Below are 17,468 nucleotides of genomic sequence, written 5' to 3'. Positions count from 1 at the left end.
GGCGGTGCTCTACTCGGAGGATGTCTACTCGAAGGATGACGGAGACGGCGAGTCAGGCGCGGCAGGGGGTCGGCGTCAGCGCGCAGCGGCCGGACGCGGTGCTGAAGGTCACCGGCGAGTTCGCGTACGCCTCGGATCTGTGGCTGGAGGGCATGGTCTGGGGCGCGACGCTGCGCAGCCCGCACGCCTCGGCCTGGATCCGCGGCGTCGATGTGGGCCCGGCGCTGGCGATCCCCGGGGTGCGCGCCGTGCTGACGCACGAGGACGTGCCGGGCGAGAAGTTCTACGGGCTGGACGTCAAGGATCAGCCGGTGCTCGCCATCGACCAGGTGCGTTACCAGGGAGAGCCGGTGGCTCTGGTGGCGGCCGACCATCCGGAGACGGCGCGCAGGGCGGCGGCGGCGATCGTGGTGCGGTACGAGCCCCGCGCAGCCGTGACAGACCCCCGCGAGTCCCGAAATTTCGTCAGATATCAGCCGGTGCGCAAGGGCGACACTTTCGAGGCCGACGTCGTGGTCACCGGCGAGTACGAAGTCGGCATGCAGGACCAGGCCTTCCTCGGCCCGGAGTCCGGCCTGGCGGTCCCCGCCGAGGACGGCGGCGTCGACCTCTACATCGCCACCCAGTGGCTGCACGTGGACCGCGACCAGCTCGCCCCCTGCCTGGGCCTGCCGCCGGACAAGGTGCGGCTGACCCTGTCCGGCGTCGGCGGCGCGTTCGGCGCCCGGGAGGACCTGTCGATGCAGGTGCACGCCTGCATGCTGGCGCTGCGCCTGAACCGCCCGGTGAAGATCTCCTACGGCCGCGAGGAGTCGTTCTTCGGCCATGTGCACCGCCACCCGGCCCGGATGCGCTACGAGCACGGCGCCACCCGCGACGGCAGGCTCGTCTACGTCAAGGCCGACATCCTGCTCGACGGCGGCGCCTACTGCTCCTCCTCCCCCGCGGTCGTCGGCAACGCCGCCTCACTCGGCGCGGGACCGTACGAGGTGCCGAACGTCCGGGTGGACGCGACCGGCGTCTACACCAACAACCCGCCCTGCGGCGCGATGCGCGGCTTCGGCGCGGTGCAGGCCTGTTACGCCTACGAGTCGCAGATGGACCGGCTGGCCGAGGCGTGCGGCCTGTCGCCGGTGGAGGTCCGGGTGCGCAACGCGGTCTCCCAGGGCTCCGCGCTCATCACCGGCCAGGTGATCGACTCACCGGCGCCGCTCGCGGACATGCTGCGCGACCTGGAGAGCTTCCCCCTGCCGGCCCCCGCCGGGCAGGACCTGCGCGCGCTGCCCGGCGGCGTCTCGCAGACCACCCATGGCGAGCAGGTGCGGCGGGGCGTCGGCTACGGCGTCGGGATCAAGAACATCTGCTTCTCCGAGGGCTTCGACGACTACTCCACCGCCCGGGTACGGGCCGAGCTGGTCGGCGGCGAGCCGCACGTCACGGTGCACACGGCGGCGGCCGAGGTGGGGCAGGGGCTGGTGACGATCCAGGCGCAGATCGCCCGGACCGAGCTGGGCGTCGAGCAGGTGACCGTGGCGACCGCCGACACCTCGGTCGGCTCGGCGGGCTCGTCCTCCGCCTCGCGGCAGTCGTACGTCACCGGGGGCGCGGTGAAGGCCGCCTGCGAGGCCGTACGGGAGCGCTTCGGCGGGCTGCCGGCCCGGGAGGCGCTGGAGAAGTTGGGCCCGATCGAGGAGACGCGCGAGTACCGGCACCGGCCCACCTATCCACTGCATCCCGAGACCGGGCAGGGGGACTCGCACACCCAGCTCGCGCTGTGCGTGCACCGGGCGGTGGTGGACGTGGACGTGGAGCTGGGCCTGGTGAAGGTGGTGGAGCTGGCGGCGGTGCAGGACGTGGGCCGGGTGCTCAACCCGCAGGCGCTGGAGGGGCAGATCCACGGCGGATCGGCGCAGGGCCTGGGGCTGGCGCTGATGGAGGAGATCCAGGTGCGCGACGGCGTGGTGCTGAACCCGTCCTTCACCGACTACCTGATCCCCACCATCCTCGACATGCCACCGATGACGCTGAAGATCCTGGAGAATCCGGACCCGGCGGCGCCGTACGGACTGCGCGGCGCGGGCGAGCCGCCGACGCTGTCGTCCACCCCCGCCATCGCGGCCGCCGTGCGGGCGGCGACCGGGCTGCGGTTGACTCGGGTTCCGATCAGACCCGAGGATATCGCCTTGGTTCATAACGGGGAGGGATCTCATGGCAGATGCGCGTGAAGTAGCGAAAGTGGAGTTCGAGCGGTTCGACACCGATGGTGACGGCCTGCTGACGGCCGCCGAGATCAGGCAGGCCAACCAGGCGCTGGGCGGGCTCGGCGCCTCCGAGTCGGAGATCGAGGCGTTCATCGCGGGCGCGGACAGCGACGGCGACGGGCGGATCGGGCTGGAGGAGTTCGCCGCGCTGGTCGGCGGCGGGCGGCACGAGCAGGCGTGATCACGTCCCCCGCCGGGTAGGCAACCCGCACTCCCCCTTGATCGTGGAGGGGGACGGCGGTGCTCGACAGGTTCTTCGAGCTGTCCGGGCGGGGGACGACCGTCGGCCGTGAGGTGCGGGGCGGCATCACCACGTTCATGGCGATGGCGTACATCATCCTGCTCAATCCCATCATTCTGGGCGGCGCGCAGGACGTCACCGGCGCGAAGCTGACGATCGCGCAGCTCACCACGTCGACCGCGCTGGCGGCGGCGATCTCCACACTGCTCATGGCCGTGATCGGCAACGCGCCGCTGGCGCTGGCCGCCGGCCTCGGGCTGAACGCGGTGGTGGCCTACCAGGCCGCGCCGTTCATGACCTGGCCGCAGGCGATGGGGCTGGTCGTGCTCGAAGGGCTGATCATCATCGTGCTCGCGGTGACGGGGCTGCGCACACTGATCATGAACGCCATCCCGCTGGCGCTCAAGCACGCCATCAGCGTCGGCATCGGGCTGTTCATCGCGCTCATCGGCCTGGTGGACGCCGGGTTCGTGACGCGCGGCAGCGGCACGCCCGTGCAGCTCGGCGCGACCGGGCGACTGTCGGGCTGGCCGGTCGCGGTGTTCTGTTTCGGGCTGCTGCTGATGATCGCGCTGTTCGTCCGCGGGACGCCGGCGGCCATCCTGATCAGCATCGTGGTGACGGCGGTCCTGGCCATCGTGGTGAACGGGCTGGCCACCATCGAGCCGGGAGCGTGGGGGGTGGTGACGCCCCGGGTCCCCGAGGCGCTGGTGTCGGCGCCGGACTTCGGGCTGGTGGGCCAGTTCGACCTGTTCGGCGGCTTCGCCCGCGCGGGCGCGCTGACCGCGACCGTGGTGCTGTTCACCCTGGTGCTGTCCGGGTTCTTCGACGCGATGGGCACGATCATCGGCGTCAGCGACGAGGCCGGGCTGGTGGACGAGCGCGGCCGGGTGCCGCGGCTGGGCCGGATCCTCACCGTGGACGGCGTCGGCGGGGTGATCGGCGGGGTGGTGAGCGCGTCGGCCGGCACGGTCTTCGTCGAGTCGGCGGCGGGGGTCGGCGAGGGGGCGCGGACCGGGCTGGCCAGCGTGTTCACCGGGGCGCTGTTCGGGCTGACGCTGCTGTTCACGCCGCTGGCCGCGGTGGTGCCCGCCGCCGCGGCCGCGCCCGCGCTGGTGCTGGTGGGGGCGCTGATGATGATGCAGAGCAAGAACGTGCCGTGGCAGGACCTGGAGCTGGCCATACCCGCGTTCCTGACGATCTCGCTGATGCCGTTCACGTACTCGATCACGAACGGGGTGGGCGCCGGGGTGATCGCCTACACGCTCATCAAGGCGGCGCGGGGGAAGTTCGCCGAGATCCCGTGGCTGCTCTGGGCGGTCTCGCTGCTCTTCCTGGCCTACTTCGGGATCAACGCGCTGGAGGAGCTGCTCGTCTAGCGCAGGTCCGCGCTGTTGCAGGCCACGCCGTTGTTGTCGAGGTCGGGGTACCACGCGTACTCCGGGTGCAGGCCCTTGGTGTAGGGGCCGTATCCGGCCGCCTTGGCCTGCCGGCAGGTGTCGTACTTGGGGTTGAGCGCCGCGTCCCCGCCGGTCGGGTTTCCGGTCGTGTCGCCCGGCGTGCCCGCGCCCGTGGGCGTGCCTCCCGTGGGCTGACCCGCGGGAGTTGTGGGCTGCCCGGCGGGGTCCGTCGGCTGCCCGGCGGGGTCCGTCGGGCTGCCGGCGGGGTCCGTCGGGCTGCCGGCGGGGTCCGTCGGGCTGCCGGTGGGGCTGCCTTCGGCGCCGAGCAGTCGGGTGACCAGCGCCTCGGCGTCCGCCTTGGCGAACCCGACGATGCTCAGGCTGTCGCCGTCCATGCTCTGGGTGACGACGGGCGCGGCCACGACCGTCCTCGGCACCAGCACGACCGCGATCTGCCGCTGGTCGGGCACCTGCTCGTCGATGAGGTCCACCAGCCTCTGCTTGTACGCCGGCGCGACCGCGATGCGGACCGAGTGGGTGCCGTCCTTCTCCCGCACCGCCTCGATCTGCTGCACGGCGTTGACCGTGACGCCGTCCTCCAGCAGGTAGCAGGTGGCCTGGGTCTCGTCGAGCGCGGCCTCCTCATCGGGGCACGGCGCCGGCTTCGTCTCCCGTACAGGAGCGAAGTGGATCGGCGTGGCCAGCCGCCGGGGCGGTGCGCCGCCGAGCAGCGGGGAGTCGGGGCTCTTGGTCATCAGGACGGCGATGGTGCCGAGCACGCCCGCGACCAGCACCACCAGGACGAGCGAGACGATCAGCACGATGGTGGTGAGCCTGCTCGCCTGCGGATGCCCCGGATCCGCGGGTGGCGGCTCTTCCGGCTTGTCCATCGATGACGTCCCCATCCTGACGTTTCGGGCTGCCGGTGAGCTTATCGAGGACCGTCGGAAGCCGGGTAATCCGGTGAACGAATCTCGCCTTCCTGCCAGAAGGGGGAGAATGGAGAAAGAACTACGACATTCCCACAGTTCAGCGGAAACGGGGTGGGACCCATGAAGGTCGGAGTTCCCCGCGAGGTCAAGAACACCGAACATCGGGTGGCGCTCACTCCGGCGGGCGCCCACGAGCTGGTACGCCACGGCCACCAGGTCTTCGTCGAGCGGGAGGCGGGTCTCGGCTCCGCCGTTCCGGACGCCGACTTCCAGTCGGCGGGCGCGGCCGTCCTGCCGGACGCGGACGCGGTCTGGGCCGGGTGCGACCTGATCCTCAAGGTCAAGGAGCCGGTCGCCGAGGAGTACCACCGGATGCGCAAGGGGCAGGTGCTCTTCACCTACCTGCACCTGGCCGCCTCGCCGGCGTGCACGCGGGCGATGCTGGACTCGGGGGTCACCGGCGTCGCCTACGAGACCGTGCAGACGTCCGACGGCCGCCTCCCCCTGCTCGCGCCCATGTCCGAGGTCGCGGGCCGGCTGGCGCCCCAGGTCGGCGCCTATCACCTGATGAGTTCCCAAGGCGGCAGGGGCGTCCTGATGGGCGGCGTCTCCGGCGTGTACGCGGCCAAGGTGGTGGTGATCGGCGCGGGCGTCTCCGGCATGAACGCGGCCGCCATCGCGCTCGGCATGCAGGCCGAGGTGCTCCTGCTGGACACCAACATCGACAAGCTCCGGCAGGCGGACCTGATCTATCAGGGCCACTGCCAGACGGTCGCCTCCAACATCCTGGAGATCGAGCGGGCCGTCCTGGAGGCCGACCTCGTCATCGGGGCAGTCCTGATCCCCGGCGCCAAGGCGCCCAGGCTGGTGACCGACGAGCTGGTCAGCCGGATGAAGCCCGGCTCGGTGCTGGTGGACATCTCCATCGACCAGGGCGGCTGCTTCGAGAACTCCCGCCCGACCACGCACGCCGAGCCGATCTACCCGGTGCACGACTCGATCTTCTACTGCGTGGCCAACATGCCGGGCGCGGTCCCGCACACCTCCACCTTCGCGCTCACCAACGTCACGCTCCCGTACGCGCTGGCGATCGCGGACCACGGCTGGGCGGCGGCGATGCGCCGCGACAAGGCCCTGGCCCTCGGCCTGAGCACCCACGAGGGCCGCCTCACCAGCGAACCGGTGGCCGAGGCGCACGGCCTGGACTGGGTACCGGCCGAAGACGTGCTCGACTGAGCCGGGGTGCCCGAGGAGGACGTGTCCGGCTTCGCCGGGGTGCCGGAAAGGATGTGCTCGGCCCCGCCCGGACCCGCGTCACCGTCGCTCGGTGACCGTCTTGAGGTGGTGGTTACGCCGCAGGATCAGCCGGGTCATGTGCCGGCGCAGCACCAGCGCCTCGGCGATCCGCCCCAGCGGTCCGGCGGGGGCGGCGAAGTCGATCACGTCCCGCATGAGGGTGCCGCCGTCGCCGTCGGCCTCGAAGCGGTGCTCGTGCCACCAGTGCCGGAAGGGCCCCGCCACCTGCTCGTCGACGAACGACACGGGCGGGTCGCACGCGGTGATGGCCGAGGTCAGGTGCCAGGTGACGGCGAAGTGCCGGGCCCGCCAGGTGACCTGGTCGCCCAGTGCGAGCCGGCCGGACGTGACCCCGGCCACGGCCCGCTCACCTGAGGCGCTCATGGAGGCGGTGTGCGCCTCCACCGACAGCGACTCCGCGAAGATCCGCTCAGGGGGCGCGAAGATGTGGGTGATGACCTCGAAGCGTGTCACGGCCCTGAGCGTACGATCCCCTGGGCGGTCTCTCCACGCCCAGGGGATCTGCGCTTTACTGCTGCGACTGTGACGGCATCGGGCTGGCCGGGGCCTGGGTCTGCTGGGGCTGCTCCGGCTGCGGGAGCGGGGCCTCGTCGGCGGTGGTGGTGATGGCCTGCGGGCCGCCGCACGTGGCGCCGGGCTCAGGGGTGTCCTTGCCGTTCTGGTAGCGCTTGATGAACGCGGTCAGCTTCGGGTCGTCAGGGTTGTCCAGCTTGAGCTGGTGTCCCCAGGACGAGGCCACGATCGGCGAGGGCAGGTTGGGGAACGGGCTGACCAGCATGTACTCCTGCTGACCCGTCGAGCCCGCCACTTCCTTGAGCTTGTCCACCTGGGCCTGGGGCAGGTCGGGGCGGTAGGTGATCCAGAGGGCGCCGTGCTCCAGGGAGTGGACGGCGTGCTCGTTGTGGATCGGCTTGTCGTAGACGGCGCAGGCCTGCCAGTAGCCGTTGTGCTCGCCACCGACCGGCGGGGTCTCCTTGTAGGCGACCGTGCTCGCCACGTGCTTCCCGCCGTCGTACGCGACGCTGGTCACGCCGTCGAGCGAGGACACCCGTGACTGCTCGATCAGGTAGTAGCCGACCAGGCCGACGAGCAGCACGACGACGAGACCGCCCGACCCCCACATCAGCAATGCGGTGCGACGCTCTTTGCGCTGCTGCTGGACGCGCATCTTCTGCAGATGCTCGCGCCGCGCCTGCGCTTTCTCCTTCGTCATCGTTCCTCCATCGGCGTACCAACTCGGGTCACCCTATGCCACTGGGACGTATGCGGAGAATAAGGCCCAGATAAGCATGCGATCACAACTGGACCAGGGGCTGGGTAGGCTGTTACACGCCATGGAGAAACCCGCAGGAAGATCCCTCTACGTCGCCCTCGCCGTCCTGGTCGTCGCCGCCGCCGCGTTGTTCCTCGTGTTCGGTGGCCGGGGCGCGCCCGGTGACGCCTCGCCCGAGGCCGGGTTCGCCCGCGACATGGCCACGCACCACGCGCAGGCCGTCGCCATGTCGTTCACGATCAGGGACAAGAGCGAGTCCGGAGAGATCAAGAACCTCGCCTTCGACATCATCAACACCCAGGCCAACCAGCGGGGCATGTTCCTGGGCTGGCTGGAGCAGTGGGAGCTCACCCAGTCGACGGACCTGCGGCCGATGCGATGGATGAGCGGCGGCCACGGCCACACCCAGGTGTCGGCGTCCGCGTCGGCGGAGACCATGCCCGGCATGGCCTCCGCGCAGGAGCTGGCCGAGCTGGAGAAGCTGACGGGCGCCGAGGCCGAGGTGCTGTTCCTGCAGCTCATGATCCGCCACCACCAGGGCGGCGTGGAGATGGCCGAGGGCCTGCTCAAGCTGTCGGACCGGACGGAGGTGGTCAGGATGGCACGCAAGATCGTCGACGGCCAGCAGGCCGAGATCGTGCTCATGACGGACCTGCTCGCCCGCAGGGGCGCCTCCCTGTCGTCCTGAGATGGGCCCCGGACGGATGAGCGCGGACGGATGAGCGCGGACGGATGAGCGCGGACGGATGAGCGGATACAGATGAGCGCGGACGCGGTCGTGGTGGGGTCGGGGCCGAACGGGCTCGTGGCGGCCGTGACGCTCGCCCTGGCCGGGCGCGAGGTGCTGCTGCTGGAGGCGGCCGACCGGTTCGGCGGCGGGCTTCGCTCGGCGGAGCTGACGCTGCCCGGCCGGGTGCACGACCTGGGCGCGACCGTGATGGCGATGGCCCTGGCCTCCCCCGCGATGCGTGAGCTGGATCTGGCGGGCGTCGAGTTCGTCCATCCTCCGGTGGCCGCCGCGCATCCGCTGGACGACCGCCCCGCCGTGCTCGTGCACCGCGACGTACGCCGTACCTGCGAAGGGCTGGGACGGGACGCGGCGGTGTGGCGGGCGACGGCGGGGGTGGTGGCGCGGGCCGGGTTCCCGCTCACCGACCTGCTGCTGAAGCCGCTGGGCCCGTGGGGCGCGCGGCAACTGCGACCCGCCACGCTCGCCGCCGGCGTGCGGTTCGGGGTGCCCGCCGCGCTGCCCGCCACGACGCTCGGGCGGCACGGGTTCAGGACCGTGGCGGGGCGCGCACTGCTGGCGGGCATGGCCGCGCACTCGATGCTCGACCTGCGCGCGCCGCTGACCGGCGGGTACGGCCTGACCCTCGGCGCGCTGGCCCACCTGGTGGGCTGGCCGCTGGTCAAGGGCGGTTCCCAGGTGCTGGCCGACGCCCTGGTCGCCCTGCTGCGCAAGCTGGGCGGCCAGGCGGTGAGCGGCCACCGGGTGCACCGGCTGGCCGAGCTCGACGCGGAGATGGTGGTGCTCGACGTGTCACCGGAGCAGTTCCTGCGGATGGCCGAGCTGCCCGCTCCCTACCGGCGGCGGCTGGCCCGGTTCCGGCGCGGGCCGGGGGTGTTCAAGCTGGACTGGGCGCTCGACGGGCCGGTGCCGTGGCGCGATCCGGCGGTGGCGGAGGCGGGCACCGTGCACCTGGGCGGCACGCTGGAGGAGATCACGCTCAGCGAGGCCGAGACGGCCGCCGGACGGCACTCGCCGCGCCCGTACGTGCTGCTGGTGCAGCCGTACGCGGCCGACCCGAGCCGGGGCGGGCACACGCTGTGGGCCTACTGCCATGTCCCCAACGGGTCAGCGGTGGACATGACGGGCGCGATCGAGGCGCAGATCGAGCGGTTCGCGCCGGGGTTCCGGGAGCGGGTGCTGGCCCGGCACGTGATGGGACCGGCCGCGCTGGAGGCGGCCAACGCCAACCTGCTGGGCGGCGACATCGGCGGCGGGCTGGCCAGCCTGGGGCAGTTCGTGAAGCGACCGGTCTGGTCACCGGCCCCGTGGCGCACCCCGCTGCCGGGTGTCTTCCTCTGCTCGGCCTCGACCCCACCGGGCCCCGGGGTGCACGGCATGGGCGGCCACCAGGCCGCCCGCCTGGCACTCAAAGGCTGACCCTGAGCCTGGGCCCAGCGCAGCCCCGGGGGCCAGGCGCTGTCCCTGGACCTGGCGCTCAAGCGCTCGATGCCGGCCTGCCGCCCGGAGATCGCGGTCAGGGGGTCTGAACGCCCAGTTCCTCGGCCACCGCGGCGGCGAAGGCGTCCACGTCGGCCTCGGTGGTGTCCCAGGCGCACATCCAGCGGACCTCGCCCGTCGCCTCGTTCCAGGTGTAGAAGCGGAAGCGCTTCTGCAGGCGCTGGGTGACGTCGGCGGGCAGGACGGCGAAGACCGCGTTGGCCTCGACGGCGCGCGGCACCTCGACGCCGGGCAGGTCGCGCACGGCCTCGGCCAGCCGCCTGCCCATGGCGTTGGCCTGCCGGGCGTTGCGCAGCCACAGGTCACCGGAGAGCAGCGCCTCGAACTGCGCGGACACGAACCGCATCTTGGACGACAACTGCATGAACGTCTTGCGGATGTAGTCGATGCCGGCGGCCGCCTCCGGGTTGAGCACCACGACCGCTTCGCCGTACAGCAGGCCGATCTTCGTGCCGCCGAAGGAGAGGACGTCCACGCCCGCGTCGGTGGTCAGCGCCCGCAGGGGCACGTCGAGGGCGGCGGCGGCGTTGGTGAGGCGGGAGCCGTCGAGGTGGACGAGCAGGCCGCGCTCGTGCGCGTGCGCGCAGATCGCGGCGATCTCGTCGGGGGTGTAGACGGTGCCGAGCTCGGTGGTGTTGGAGAGGGACACGACCTTCGGCTGGGCACGGTGCACGTCGCCGAAGCCCCACGCCTGGCGGTCGATGAGCTCGGGGGTGAGCTTGCCGTCGGGCGTGGGGACGGTCAGGAGCTTGATGCCGCCGGCCACCTCGGGCGCGCCGCCCTCGTCGGTGTTGATGTGCGCGGTCTCGGGACAGATGACCGCTTCCCAGTGGGCGGTCATGGCGCGCAGGGAGATGACGTTCGCGGCGGTGCCGTTGAAGACCGGCCAGGCCCGCGCCCGGTCGCCGAAGTGGCGCCGGAAGACGTCCTGCAGGGCCTCGGTGTAGACGTCGTCGCCGTAGGAGATCTGGTGGCCGCCGTTGGCCTCGGCGATGGCCTGGAGGATCTCCGGGTGCACGCCGGCGTAGTTGTCGCTGGCGAAGCCCTTGAGCCGGGGGTCGTGCCGAATCACGTGGTGAGGTCCAATCGGGTCGCGTTGACCTGCGCGGCGGGCCGGTCGTAGAGCCCGCCGATCGCCTCGGCGAGGTCGCGTACGTCGGTGAAGCCGGGGAAGCGGGCGTCCGGTCTGGCGGCGCGCATGGCGTCGTTGACCAGGGCCTTGACGACGAGGATGGTCGCCGCGCTGCCGGTGCCCTGGAGCGCGTCGGCCAGGGAGAGCGTCCAGGCCTCCGCGGCGGCCTTGGCGGCGGCGTAGGCGGCGCCGCCGGCCTCCGGATGCTGGGCGGCCCGGGCCGAGACGATCACGAACCGGCCGTTGGCGCTCTTGCGCAGCAGCGGCTCGAAGGCCAGCGAGACATGCTGAAGGGTGCGGATCAGCAGGTCGTGCAGGGCGTCCCAGTCGCCGAGGTCGGTCTCGGCGAACGTGGCGGACCCGCGCCAGCCGCCGACCAGGTGGATCACCCCGTCGACGTGGCCGTGCTCGGCCTCGACCCGGCCGGCGAACGCCTGCACGGCGGCGCGGTCGAGCAGGTCGACCTGGTCTCGGCCCACCCCGATCACGGTGTGCCCGTTTTTACGGAAATATTCGGACACGGCCGTGCCTGTGGGGCCGCCCGCGCCCGTCACCACGATGATCACGCGCGGATCCCCTTCGTCGATTCGACCACGTCCGTCAGCTTACGGCGCAGCGCCTCGTAGAACATGCTCAGGGGGAACTCGTCCGGCAGCACCGCGTCCACCTTGGCCTTCTGCTCCTCGGGCAGCGCCTGGACGCCCCTGGCCCAGACGGAGGCCGGGTGCGGCTCCACGTAGGCCCCGACCAGCTCGTGCGCCGCCAGCCAGTGCGCCAGCTTCGAGCGGTCGATGCTGTCGCGGTAGAGCTTCTCCACCTCGCCCCGCAGGTCGGCCACGCCGTCGGCGACCCGGTCCCAGTCGATCGAGAGCCGGTTGTCGGTCCACCTGACGATGTCGTTGCGGTGCAGGTAGGCGAACAGGAGCTGGCCGCCGAGCCCGTCGTAGTTGCGCACCCGGGCCCCGGTGATCGGGAACCTGAACAGCCGGTCGAACAGGATCGCGTGCTGCACGTACCGGGCGTACGGCACCCCCTCGCGCTCCAGCTTCACCGCCTCGCCGAACGCGGTCAGGTCGCAGCGCAGCTCCTCCAGGGAGTAGAGCCAGTACGGCATCCGCTGCTTGATCATGAACGGGTCGAACGGCAGGTCGCCGTGGCTGTGCGTACGGTCGTGGACCAAATCCCAGAGCACGAAGGTGTCCTCGGCGAGCCGCTGGGACTCCAGCAGCCTGGCCGCGTCCGGCGGCAGCTCCAGCCTGAGCGTCTCGGTGGCGGCCTTGGACACCCGCCTGAACCGCGCGGCCTCCCGGTCGGCGAAGATGCCGCCCCAGGTGAAGCGCTCGGGGGCCTGGCGGACCGCGACCGTCTCGGGGAAGAGCACGGCCGAGTGGGTGTCGTAGCCGGAGGTGAAGTCCTCGAACGCGATCGGCACGAACATCGGGTTGTCGTAGCCGCCCGACTCGAGCGCGGCCAGCCAGCCCGGCCAGATCGTCCGGATCCAGACGGCTTCCAGGTTGCGGCCGGGGTTGCCGTTCTGGGTGTACATCGGGAAGAGCACGAGGTGTTCGAGGCCGTCGACGCGCTGGGTGTCGGGGTGGAAGAGGTTCAGCGAGTCGAGGAAGTCGGGGACGCCGAGGTCCTGCCGGGACCACGCGGCGAGGTCGTCCTGGACGGCCTGGAGGTAGGCGGCGTCCTGGGGGAAGGACGGCGAGAGCTCGCCCACCTTGGCGGCGATCGCGGCGACCAGCTCCTTGCCGCGCGCCTTGCCCTCGGGCACCGACCCGTCCTTGGCCTGCATCGGCCGCAGCTCTTCGACCATGGCCTTGAGCTCGCCGAACAGCGCGGCCTTGGGCTCGGCGACCGGCGCGGTCCAGGGCTCGGCCTTGAGGTCGGCTCCCGCCTGGGTCACCGCCGCCGGGCCCGCCTGTTCCACGGCGGGCTTGCGGCCGGGCATCCTGGCGGCCCAGGTGGTCACGTTGCCCCACAGCCGGAGATGGTCGTGGTCCTCGATCGAGTCGTCGCCGAACAGGTCCGAATCGGCGAACACCACCACGCGCCCCTGGCCGTACCGGAGCGAGACCGCCAGCGGCGCGCTCGCGGGGGCGGCGTCCGGCGAGGTGGTGAACAGGACGGTGGCGGAGTCCCGCGCGGTCAGCACCCCGCTGCGGTAGAAGCAGGCGCTGCGGACGCCCACCAGCAGGCCGTCCGAGGTGGCGGGATCGGCGAGGACCCAGGTGGCGACACCCTGGTGCGCGTGCCGGGGGTCGCGCACGGTGGTGTGCTCGACGGTCACGCCGAAGCGGGCCAGCAGGTCGGCCAGGTTGTTGCCGTACTTGTCCTGCTCCTCCTCGGCCAGCACGACCAGCCCGCCGCCGCCGGCGACGAAGGCCTCGACGGCGTCCAGCTCGGCCGGGGCGAAGACCGGGCTGCCCTGCCCGGTGGTGCGCTCCCACCGCTCACCGGAGGGGTGCGCGATGACGAGCAGGTCCTGTTCCTGGAGCGTTCCCGCGTCGAGCGGGCCTTCGGTGTGCGCCGTCACGGTGTGCCCGAGATGGCGCAGCAGCCCGGCGGCGCGCGCGTAGCTGTTGTCGTCGGGGTGCGCGGGGCTGATGGCCTCGGCCACCTCGCGCCGGATGGTCCACGACTCGCTGTGGGCCTCGTCGAACAGCACTCTGGGGAACGCGTGCATGCAATATCTCCTGTCAATACCGCCTTATGACGAAAAATATACACATAACATCGCCTGGACTCGTAAAACGGGTCCCGCATGCTGAGATGCGGTCAGTCCGTGTCCCCTGGCCGCACCACGCCGGACTCGTACGCGAAGACCACCGCCTGGGCCCGGTCCCGCAGGCCCAGCTTCATCAGCACCCGCGCCACATGCGTCTTGACCGTGGCCTCCCCCACGAACAGCTCGCGGGCGATCTCGGCGTTGGTCAGGCCGCGGGCGAGCAGCCGCAGCACCTCCAGTTCGCGCGGCGTCAGATCCTCCAGCCGAGGCGAGGGCACCGGCTCGGCGCGGCCCGCGAAGGAGGCGATCACCCGGCTGGTGACGGCCGGGTCGAGCAGCGCGTCCCCGGCGTGCACGATGCGGATGGCCTCGATGAGCTGCTCCGGCGGCGACACCTTCAGCAGGAAGCCGCTGGTCCCGGCGCGCAGCGCGGCCCAGAGGTTCTCGTCGGTGTCGAAGGTGGTCAGCGTGATGACCTTGGGCGGGGACGGGGTGTCGAGCAGCTCCCTGGCCGCGCTCAGGCCGTCGAGCCGCGGCATGGAGATGTCCATCAGCACGATGTCCGGCCGGGTGCGCCTGGCCACGGCGATGGCGTCGCGCCCGTCGGCGGCCTCGCCGACGACCTCCATGCCGGGTTCGCTCTCCACGACCATGCGCAGCCCCGCACGGACCATCGCCTGGTCGTCCACAATGACGATTCGAATGCCCACAAGGTCGAGAGAGTAGACGCCGTCCGGCGCCTTGAACAGGCTTGAACGGCCTGGTCAAGCCGCATACAAGTCAGTTACAAGCCGCTCGCCGCTCAGGACACGAACACGCTCTGCCGCACCCGGACCTGGACGCTGTCGTCGCAGCGGTTCTGGGCGCAGAAGTACAGCACCAGGATCGGCTTGGGCCGGTGGTCGATGACGTAGCCGACGAAGCCGAGCCCGTTGCCGGTGTTGCGGTCGCGCAGCGAGCCGTCGTAGCGGGTGGCGTCGCTGTTGCCCGCCCGGTCGGGGACGGGGGCGGTCACCTCGATCTCGCCGGGCAGCAGACCCTCCAGCATGGCCTTCATCTGCTCGCGGCCGGCGCCCGCGTCGAGCGTGTCGGAGACCTGGACGTAGACGCCGACCGCCTCCTCCGGGTCGCCGGTGATGATCGGGTTGATCCGCGACCAGTTGGCGCTCGCGCCGGAGACGAACATCGCCTCGAACTCCGCGGCGCGCGGCGAGGCCAGCGAGAACAGGTCGGCGTGCGTGCGCGCGGTCCAGGCGGCCGGATACTCGAACGTCACCGGGGCGGCGGTGGTGTCCTGGTAGCGGACCCACGCGTCGCCCCGCTGGTTGATGATGATCATGACGACCAGCGCCAGCGCGGCCAGGGCGGCGGTCAGCGTGGCCGCCACGATCGGCAGCCTGCCCGGCCGGGCGGCGGGGCGGCGGCCTGCCTGGTTGAGCTGCGGGGGCAGCGAGGACGGGCCGGTCGACGGCGCGGCCCCCGGCGCGGTGATCGGGCCCACCCCGCCGGGCGTCAGCGACGCGACGCCGCTGATCGCCTCGCGCAGCGCGGAGACGAACTCCGCGCACGACCCGTAGCGCTGCTCGGGCGCCTTGCTGAGCGCCCGCATCATCACCACGTCGACCTCCGCCGGCAGCTCCGCGCGCAGCTGTGACAGCGGTGTCGGCTGCTCGGCGAGGTGCGCCCAGAGCAGCGCGATGTCGTTGTCACGCTGGAACGGCAGCCGCCCCGACAGCGCCTCGTAGGCCACGCAGGCCAGCGCGTACTGGTCGGCCCGGCCGTCGATGTGCTCCTTGTTGATCTGCTCGGGGGACATGTAACGCGGCGTGCCGATGAACTGGTCGGTCTGCGTCAGCCCGGAGATCGACGTGCGGTGCTTGGTGATGCCGAAGTCGGTGAGGTAGACGTGGTCGCCGGCGAGCAGGATGTTGGCCGGCTTCACGTCCCGGTGGACCAGGTCGTGCGCGTGCGCCGCGTCCAGGGCGGCGGCCACCTGGGCGAAGATCCGGTTGGCCTGCCCGAGCGGCAGCGGCCCCCGGTCGTAGATCAGGCGGCGCAGGTCGAGGCCGTCGACATAGCGCATGGCGATGTAGAGCACGCCGTCGTCGTCGGCGTTGGCCTCGTAGATGGGGACGATGTTGGGGTGCTCGATGCTGGCGACGGTCCTGGACTCCAGGATGAACCGCTGCCTGAACCGGTCGTCGACGCTCAGCACCGGGTTGAGGATCTTCAGGGCCACGCGGCGGCTCAACCGAGGGTCCAGCGCCAGGTAGACGACGGCCATGCCGCCCTTGCCGACGATGTCCTCGATGTAGTAGCCGGCCACCTCCTGGCCGATGAGTCCTCGCTCGTTCAATTGCATCACGTCTCGCTGGGGTGACCGCAGTAGCCGCAGAACCGGTGCCCTAGCCCCAGCTTCATGCCGCAGGCCGTACAGTACTTGATCGACGGATCTTTCGTGGTCAGCACCTGTTTCTGCTGGGGGATCGCCCCGAAAGCCACCGATCTGCGCACCACGACCGTCTGGCTGGCCCCCTCGTCGAGAGGCTCCGCGATGACCGCCGGCGGCGGTGGCGGTGGTGGTAGCGGCTCGGGCGGCTCCAGTTGGTCGGCCGGCTCGCGGCGGCGGCGCCACAGCACGAACGCTCCGGTCCCGGCGGCGACGAACAGCACCCCGGCCGCCACGATGAACGGCCACAGCGGCGTGGCCGCGGTCACCGGCACGGCCGCCTGCTTGGTGCCCTCGTCCTCGGGACCGCCCCGCTTGGCCAGCGAGATCTTCAGCAGCTCGGCGGCCACCGTGTTGCCGGGATAGAGCTCCAGGACGCGCTGGAAGCCCGGGGCCGCCTCGGTGTAGTACTTGGTGTGGTAGCGGGTCAGCGCGCCCTCGAAGGCCGAGTCGATCGCCCCTCTGCGCGGCGCGATCCCCGCCTTGGTCAGGATCGCGGTGATCTCCCGTACGCCGATCATCTTGGCGTTCTTGCCGCCGCCGATGAGCATGCCGATGACGTGCCCGTCCTTGTCGCCGATGACCGGCGCGCCGACCATGCCGCGATCGGCCAGGCCGCCGAGCTTGGCGGGCTCGTCGGTCTTGCCCTCCGGATCCGCGAACGGCCTGCCCTTGTCACCCGCGCCGCCGCCCTTGGTGAGGTGGGCGATCTCGACGGTGTTGCGCACGTCGGGGCCCGGCCGGCCGAGGAAGCCGGCGACGCTGGTGGGCGAGCCGACCTGGTCGGGCACCTTGTCGGCGAGCGGGGCGGTGGGCATGCCGACGCTGCCGACGGCCCGGCCCGAGGGCATCAGCACGGCGGGGCTGTCGGGCCTGGACCCGGCTCTGACCAGCTCGGCCTTGAAGCCGTCGGAGTCGGCCGGGGACACGTTCGGGAAGATCGTGATGTCGGTGGTCACGTCGATGATGCAGGTCGCGGTGGACCGCTTCGGCGGGTAGCACTCTTCGAGGTGGTGGTTGAGCCGCGGGTCCTTGACCTTGTGCCGTTTGGCGTCCTGCGGGATCTTGACCTTGTGGTGCGCGGCGAAGATCCGGTTGGCCGCCAGGATGGCCACGTCCTCGTTGTCGGTCTTGACGACGCGGGTGAGCGTGACGATCGCGCCCTCGGGGTTGACCACGGTGCCGGTGCCCTGGCCGAGGGGGATGTCGTAGGAACGCTCCACATGCTTGAGCTCACCCAGGTGGTCGAGCAGCGTGATCTCGACGTGGGAGACGGCCTCCACCCGGACCACCGCGGGGGTCACCAGATCGGTGATGCCGCTGGGATGCTCGTGTGCCGTCGCGGGCATGATCAACAGAGCGGTCGTCACCGCGAGACCGCCTGCCAGAGCTGCGAGACGCCCCATTCACCGCTCCCTGAAGAATCGTTATGACCAGGGTCTCAATCACCTGCCGTAAGTCAAGACGTCGCCATGTAGACAAGC

15 protein-coding genes are annotated in these 17,468 nt (G+C 71.4%); 6 read left to right on the top strand and 9 right to left on the bottom strand.

The window, feature by feature from the left end; translation table 11 throughout:
• The first annotated feature begins 35 nt into the window (after window positions 1–35).
• From OHA68_RS29220 to OHA68_RS29210, 3 genes are read left to right on the top strand one after another with little or no spacing between them, the layout of a single operon-like run.
• Window positions 36–2,225, top strand: a complete 2,190-nt coding sequence (locus tag OHA68_RS29220; protein WP_327103137.1) for a molybdopterin cofactor-binding domain-containing protein — start codon at window positions 36–38, stop codon at window positions 2,223–2,225.
• Window positions 2,209–2,442 (top strand): EF-hand domain-containing protein, encoded by a 234-nt coding sequence (locus OHA68_RS29215; protein ID WP_189143206.1) that lies wholly within the window; start codon window positions 2,209–2,211, stop codon window positions 2,440–2,442. Before OHA68_RS29220 ends, OHA68_RS29215 begins: the two co-directional genes overlap by 17 nt.
• Window positions 2,443–2,501: 59 nt before the next feature.
• Window positions 2,502–3,881, top strand: a complete 1,380-nt coding sequence (locus OHA68_RS29210) for an NCS2 family permease (RefSeq protein WP_327103136.1) — start codon at window positions 2,502–2,504, stop codon at window positions 3,879–3,881.
• On the opposite strand, the gene OHA68_RS29205 is transcribed toward OHA68_RS29210, so the two are convergent.
• Window positions 3,878–4,792: an excalibur calcium-binding domain-containing protein gene (locus OHA68_RS29205; protein ID WP_327103135.1), complete on the bottom strand. Its 915-nt coding sequence runs from the start codon at window positions 4,790–4,792 to the stop codon at window positions 3,878–3,880. The two genes, OHA68_RS29210 and OHA68_RS29205, sit on opposite strands and share 4 nt — an antisense overlap.
• 162 nt (window positions 4,793–4,954) lie before the next feature.
• Between OHA68_RS29205 and ald the strand changes: the two genes are divergently transcribed.
• Window positions 4,955–6,070, top strand: a complete 1,116-nt coding sequence (gene ald / locus OHA68_RS29200; protein WP_327103134.1) for an alanine dehydrogenase — start codon at window positions 4,955–4,957, stop codon at window positions 6,068–6,070.
• A gap of 78 nt (window positions 6,071–6,148) precedes the next feature.
• On the opposite strand, the gene OHA68_RS29195 is transcribed toward ald, so the two are convergent.
• A complete protein-coding gene (locus OHA68_RS29195) occupies window positions 6,149–6,604 on the bottom strand; it encodes an SRPBCC family protein (RefSeq protein WP_327103132.1) in 456 nt (151 codons plus the stop codon).
• 55 nt (window positions 6,605–6,659) lie between these two features.
• Window positions 6,660–7,364 (bottom strand): DUF3105 domain-containing protein, encoded by a 705-nt coding sequence (locus tag OHA68_RS29190; protein WP_327103131.1) that lies wholly within the window; start codon window positions 7,362–7,364, stop codon window positions 6,660–6,662.
• Between the two features lie 121 nt (window positions 7,365–7,485).
• Here OHA68_RS29190 and OHA68_RS29185 point away from each other — a divergent pair, with 121 nt between their 5' ends.
• Window positions 7,486–8,112, top strand: a complete 627-nt coding sequence (locus OHA68_RS29185) for a DUF305 domain-containing protein (protein ID WP_327103130.1) — start codon at window positions 7,486–7,488, stop codon at window positions 8,110–8,112.
• Between the two features lie 72 nt (window positions 8,113–8,184).
• Window positions 8,185–9,591 carry a phytoene desaturase family protein gene (locus OHA68_RS29180; RefSeq protein ID WP_327103129.1) on the top strand — a complete coding sequence of 469 codons (1,407 nt, stop codon included), beginning with the start codon at window positions 8,185–8,187 and terminating at the stop codon, window positions 9,589–9,591.
• A gap of 97 nt (window positions 9,592–9,688) precedes the next feature.
• Here OHA68_RS29180 and OHA68_RS29175 read toward each other — a convergent pair whose 3' ends face one another.
• The 6 genes from OHA68_RS29175 to OHA68_RS29150 all read right to left on the bottom strand — a co-directional run bounded on the left by OHA68_RS29175 (window position 9,689) and on the right by OHA68_RS29150 (window position 17,390).
• The gene (locus OHA68_RS29175; protein ID WP_327103128.1) at window positions 9,689–10,744 is read right to left on the bottom strand and encodes a threonine aldolase family protein; all 1,056 of its coding nucleotides are present in this window, start codon (window positions 10,742–10,744) and stop codon (window positions 9,689–9,691) included.
• The gene (locus OHA68_RS29170; RefSeq protein WP_327103127.1) at window positions 10,741–11,370 is read right to left on the bottom strand and encodes an SDR family oxidoreductase; all 630 of its coding nucleotides are present in this window, start codon (window positions 11,368–11,370) and stop codon (window positions 10,741–10,743) included. The genes OHA68_RS29175 and OHA68_RS29170 overlap by 4 nt, the downstream gene beginning before the upstream one ends.
• Entirely contained in the window at window positions 11,367–13,493 is a 2,127-nt protein-coding gene (locus OHA68_RS29165; RefSeq protein WP_327103126.1) for a DUF6421 family protein, read from the bottom strand. The genes OHA68_RS29170 and OHA68_RS29165 overlap by 4 nt, the downstream gene beginning before the upstream one ends.
• A 92-nt stretch (window positions 13,494–13,585) precedes the next feature.
• Window positions 13,586–14,245 carry a response regulator gene (locus tag OHA68_RS29160; protein ID WP_189143195.1) on the bottom strand — a complete coding sequence of 220 codons (660 nt, stop codon included), beginning with the start codon at window positions 14,243–14,245 and terminating at the stop codon, window positions 13,586–13,588.
• Between the two features lie 92 nt (window positions 14,246–14,337).
• Window positions 14,338–15,897: a serine/threonine protein kinase gene (locus tag OHA68_RS29155; protein ID WP_327103125.1), complete on the bottom strand. Its 1,560-nt coding sequence runs from the start codon at window positions 15,895–15,897 to the stop codon at window positions 14,338–14,340.
• Window positions 15,897–17,390, bottom strand: a complete 1,494-nt coding sequence (locus tag OHA68_RS29150; protein WP_327103124.1) for a zinc ribbon domain-containing protein — start codon at window positions 17,388–17,390, stop codon at window positions 15,897–15,899. Before OHA68_RS29150 ends, OHA68_RS29155 begins: the two co-directional genes overlap by 1 nt.
• Between the last annotated feature and the right edge of the window lie 78 nt (window positions 17,391–17,468).

Origin of the sequence: Nonomuraea glycinis (genome assembly GCF_035920485.1) — a bacterium.
Classification (GTDB): Bacteria; Actinomycetota; Actinomycetes; order Streptosporangiales; family Streptosporangiaceae; genus Nonomuraea; species Nonomuraea glycinis.
The sequence above is the reverse complement of the archived record's forward strand: the minus strand, read 5'-3'. Positions and strand labels throughout refer to the sequence as shown.

Excerpts from the sequence above, each read along its gene's own strand:
- OHA68_RS29205 (WP_327103135.1), bottom strand. The coding sequence starts at position 4,792 with ATGGACAAGCCGGAAGAGCCGCCACCCGCGGATCCGGGGCATCCGCAG.
- OHA68_RS29185 (WP_327103130.1), top strand. The coding sequence starts at position 7,486 with ATGGAGAAACCCGCAGGAAGATCCCTCTACGTCGCCCTCGCCGTCCTG.
- OHA68_RS29220 (WP_327103137.1), top strand. The coding sequence starts at position 36 with ATGACGGAGACGGCGAGTCAGGCGCGGCAGGGGGTCGGCGTCAGCGCG.
- OHA68_RS29180 (WP_327103129.1), top strand. The coding sequence starts at position 8,185 with ATGAGCGCGGACGCGGTCGTGGTGGGGTCGGGGCCGAACGGGCTCGTG.
- ald (WP_327103134.1), top strand. The coding sequence starts at position 4,955 with ATGAAGGTCGGAGTTCCCCGCGAGGTCAAGAACACCGAACATCGGGTG.
- OHA68_RS29165 (WP_327103126.1), bottom strand. The coding sequence starts at position 13,493 with ATGCACGCGTTCCCCAGAGTGCTGTTCGACGAGGCCCACAGCGAGTCG.
- OHA68_RS29190 (WP_327103131.1), bottom strand. The coding sequence starts at position 7,364 with ATGACGAAGGAGAAAGCGCAGGCGCGGCGCGAGCATCTGCAGAAGATG.
- OHA68_RS29155 (WP_327103125.1), bottom strand. The coding sequence starts at position 15,897 with ATGCAATTGAACGAGCGAGGACTCATCGGCCAGGAGGTGGCCGGCTAC.
- OHA68_RS29150 (WP_327103124.1), bottom strand. The coding sequence starts at position 17,390 with ATGGGGCGTCTCGCAGCTCTGGCAGGCGGTCTCGCGGTGACGACCGCT.
- OHA68_RS29215 (WP_189143206.1), top strand. The coding sequence starts at position 2,209 with ATGGCAGATGCGCGTGAAGTAGCGAAAGTGGAGTTCGAGCGGTTCGAC.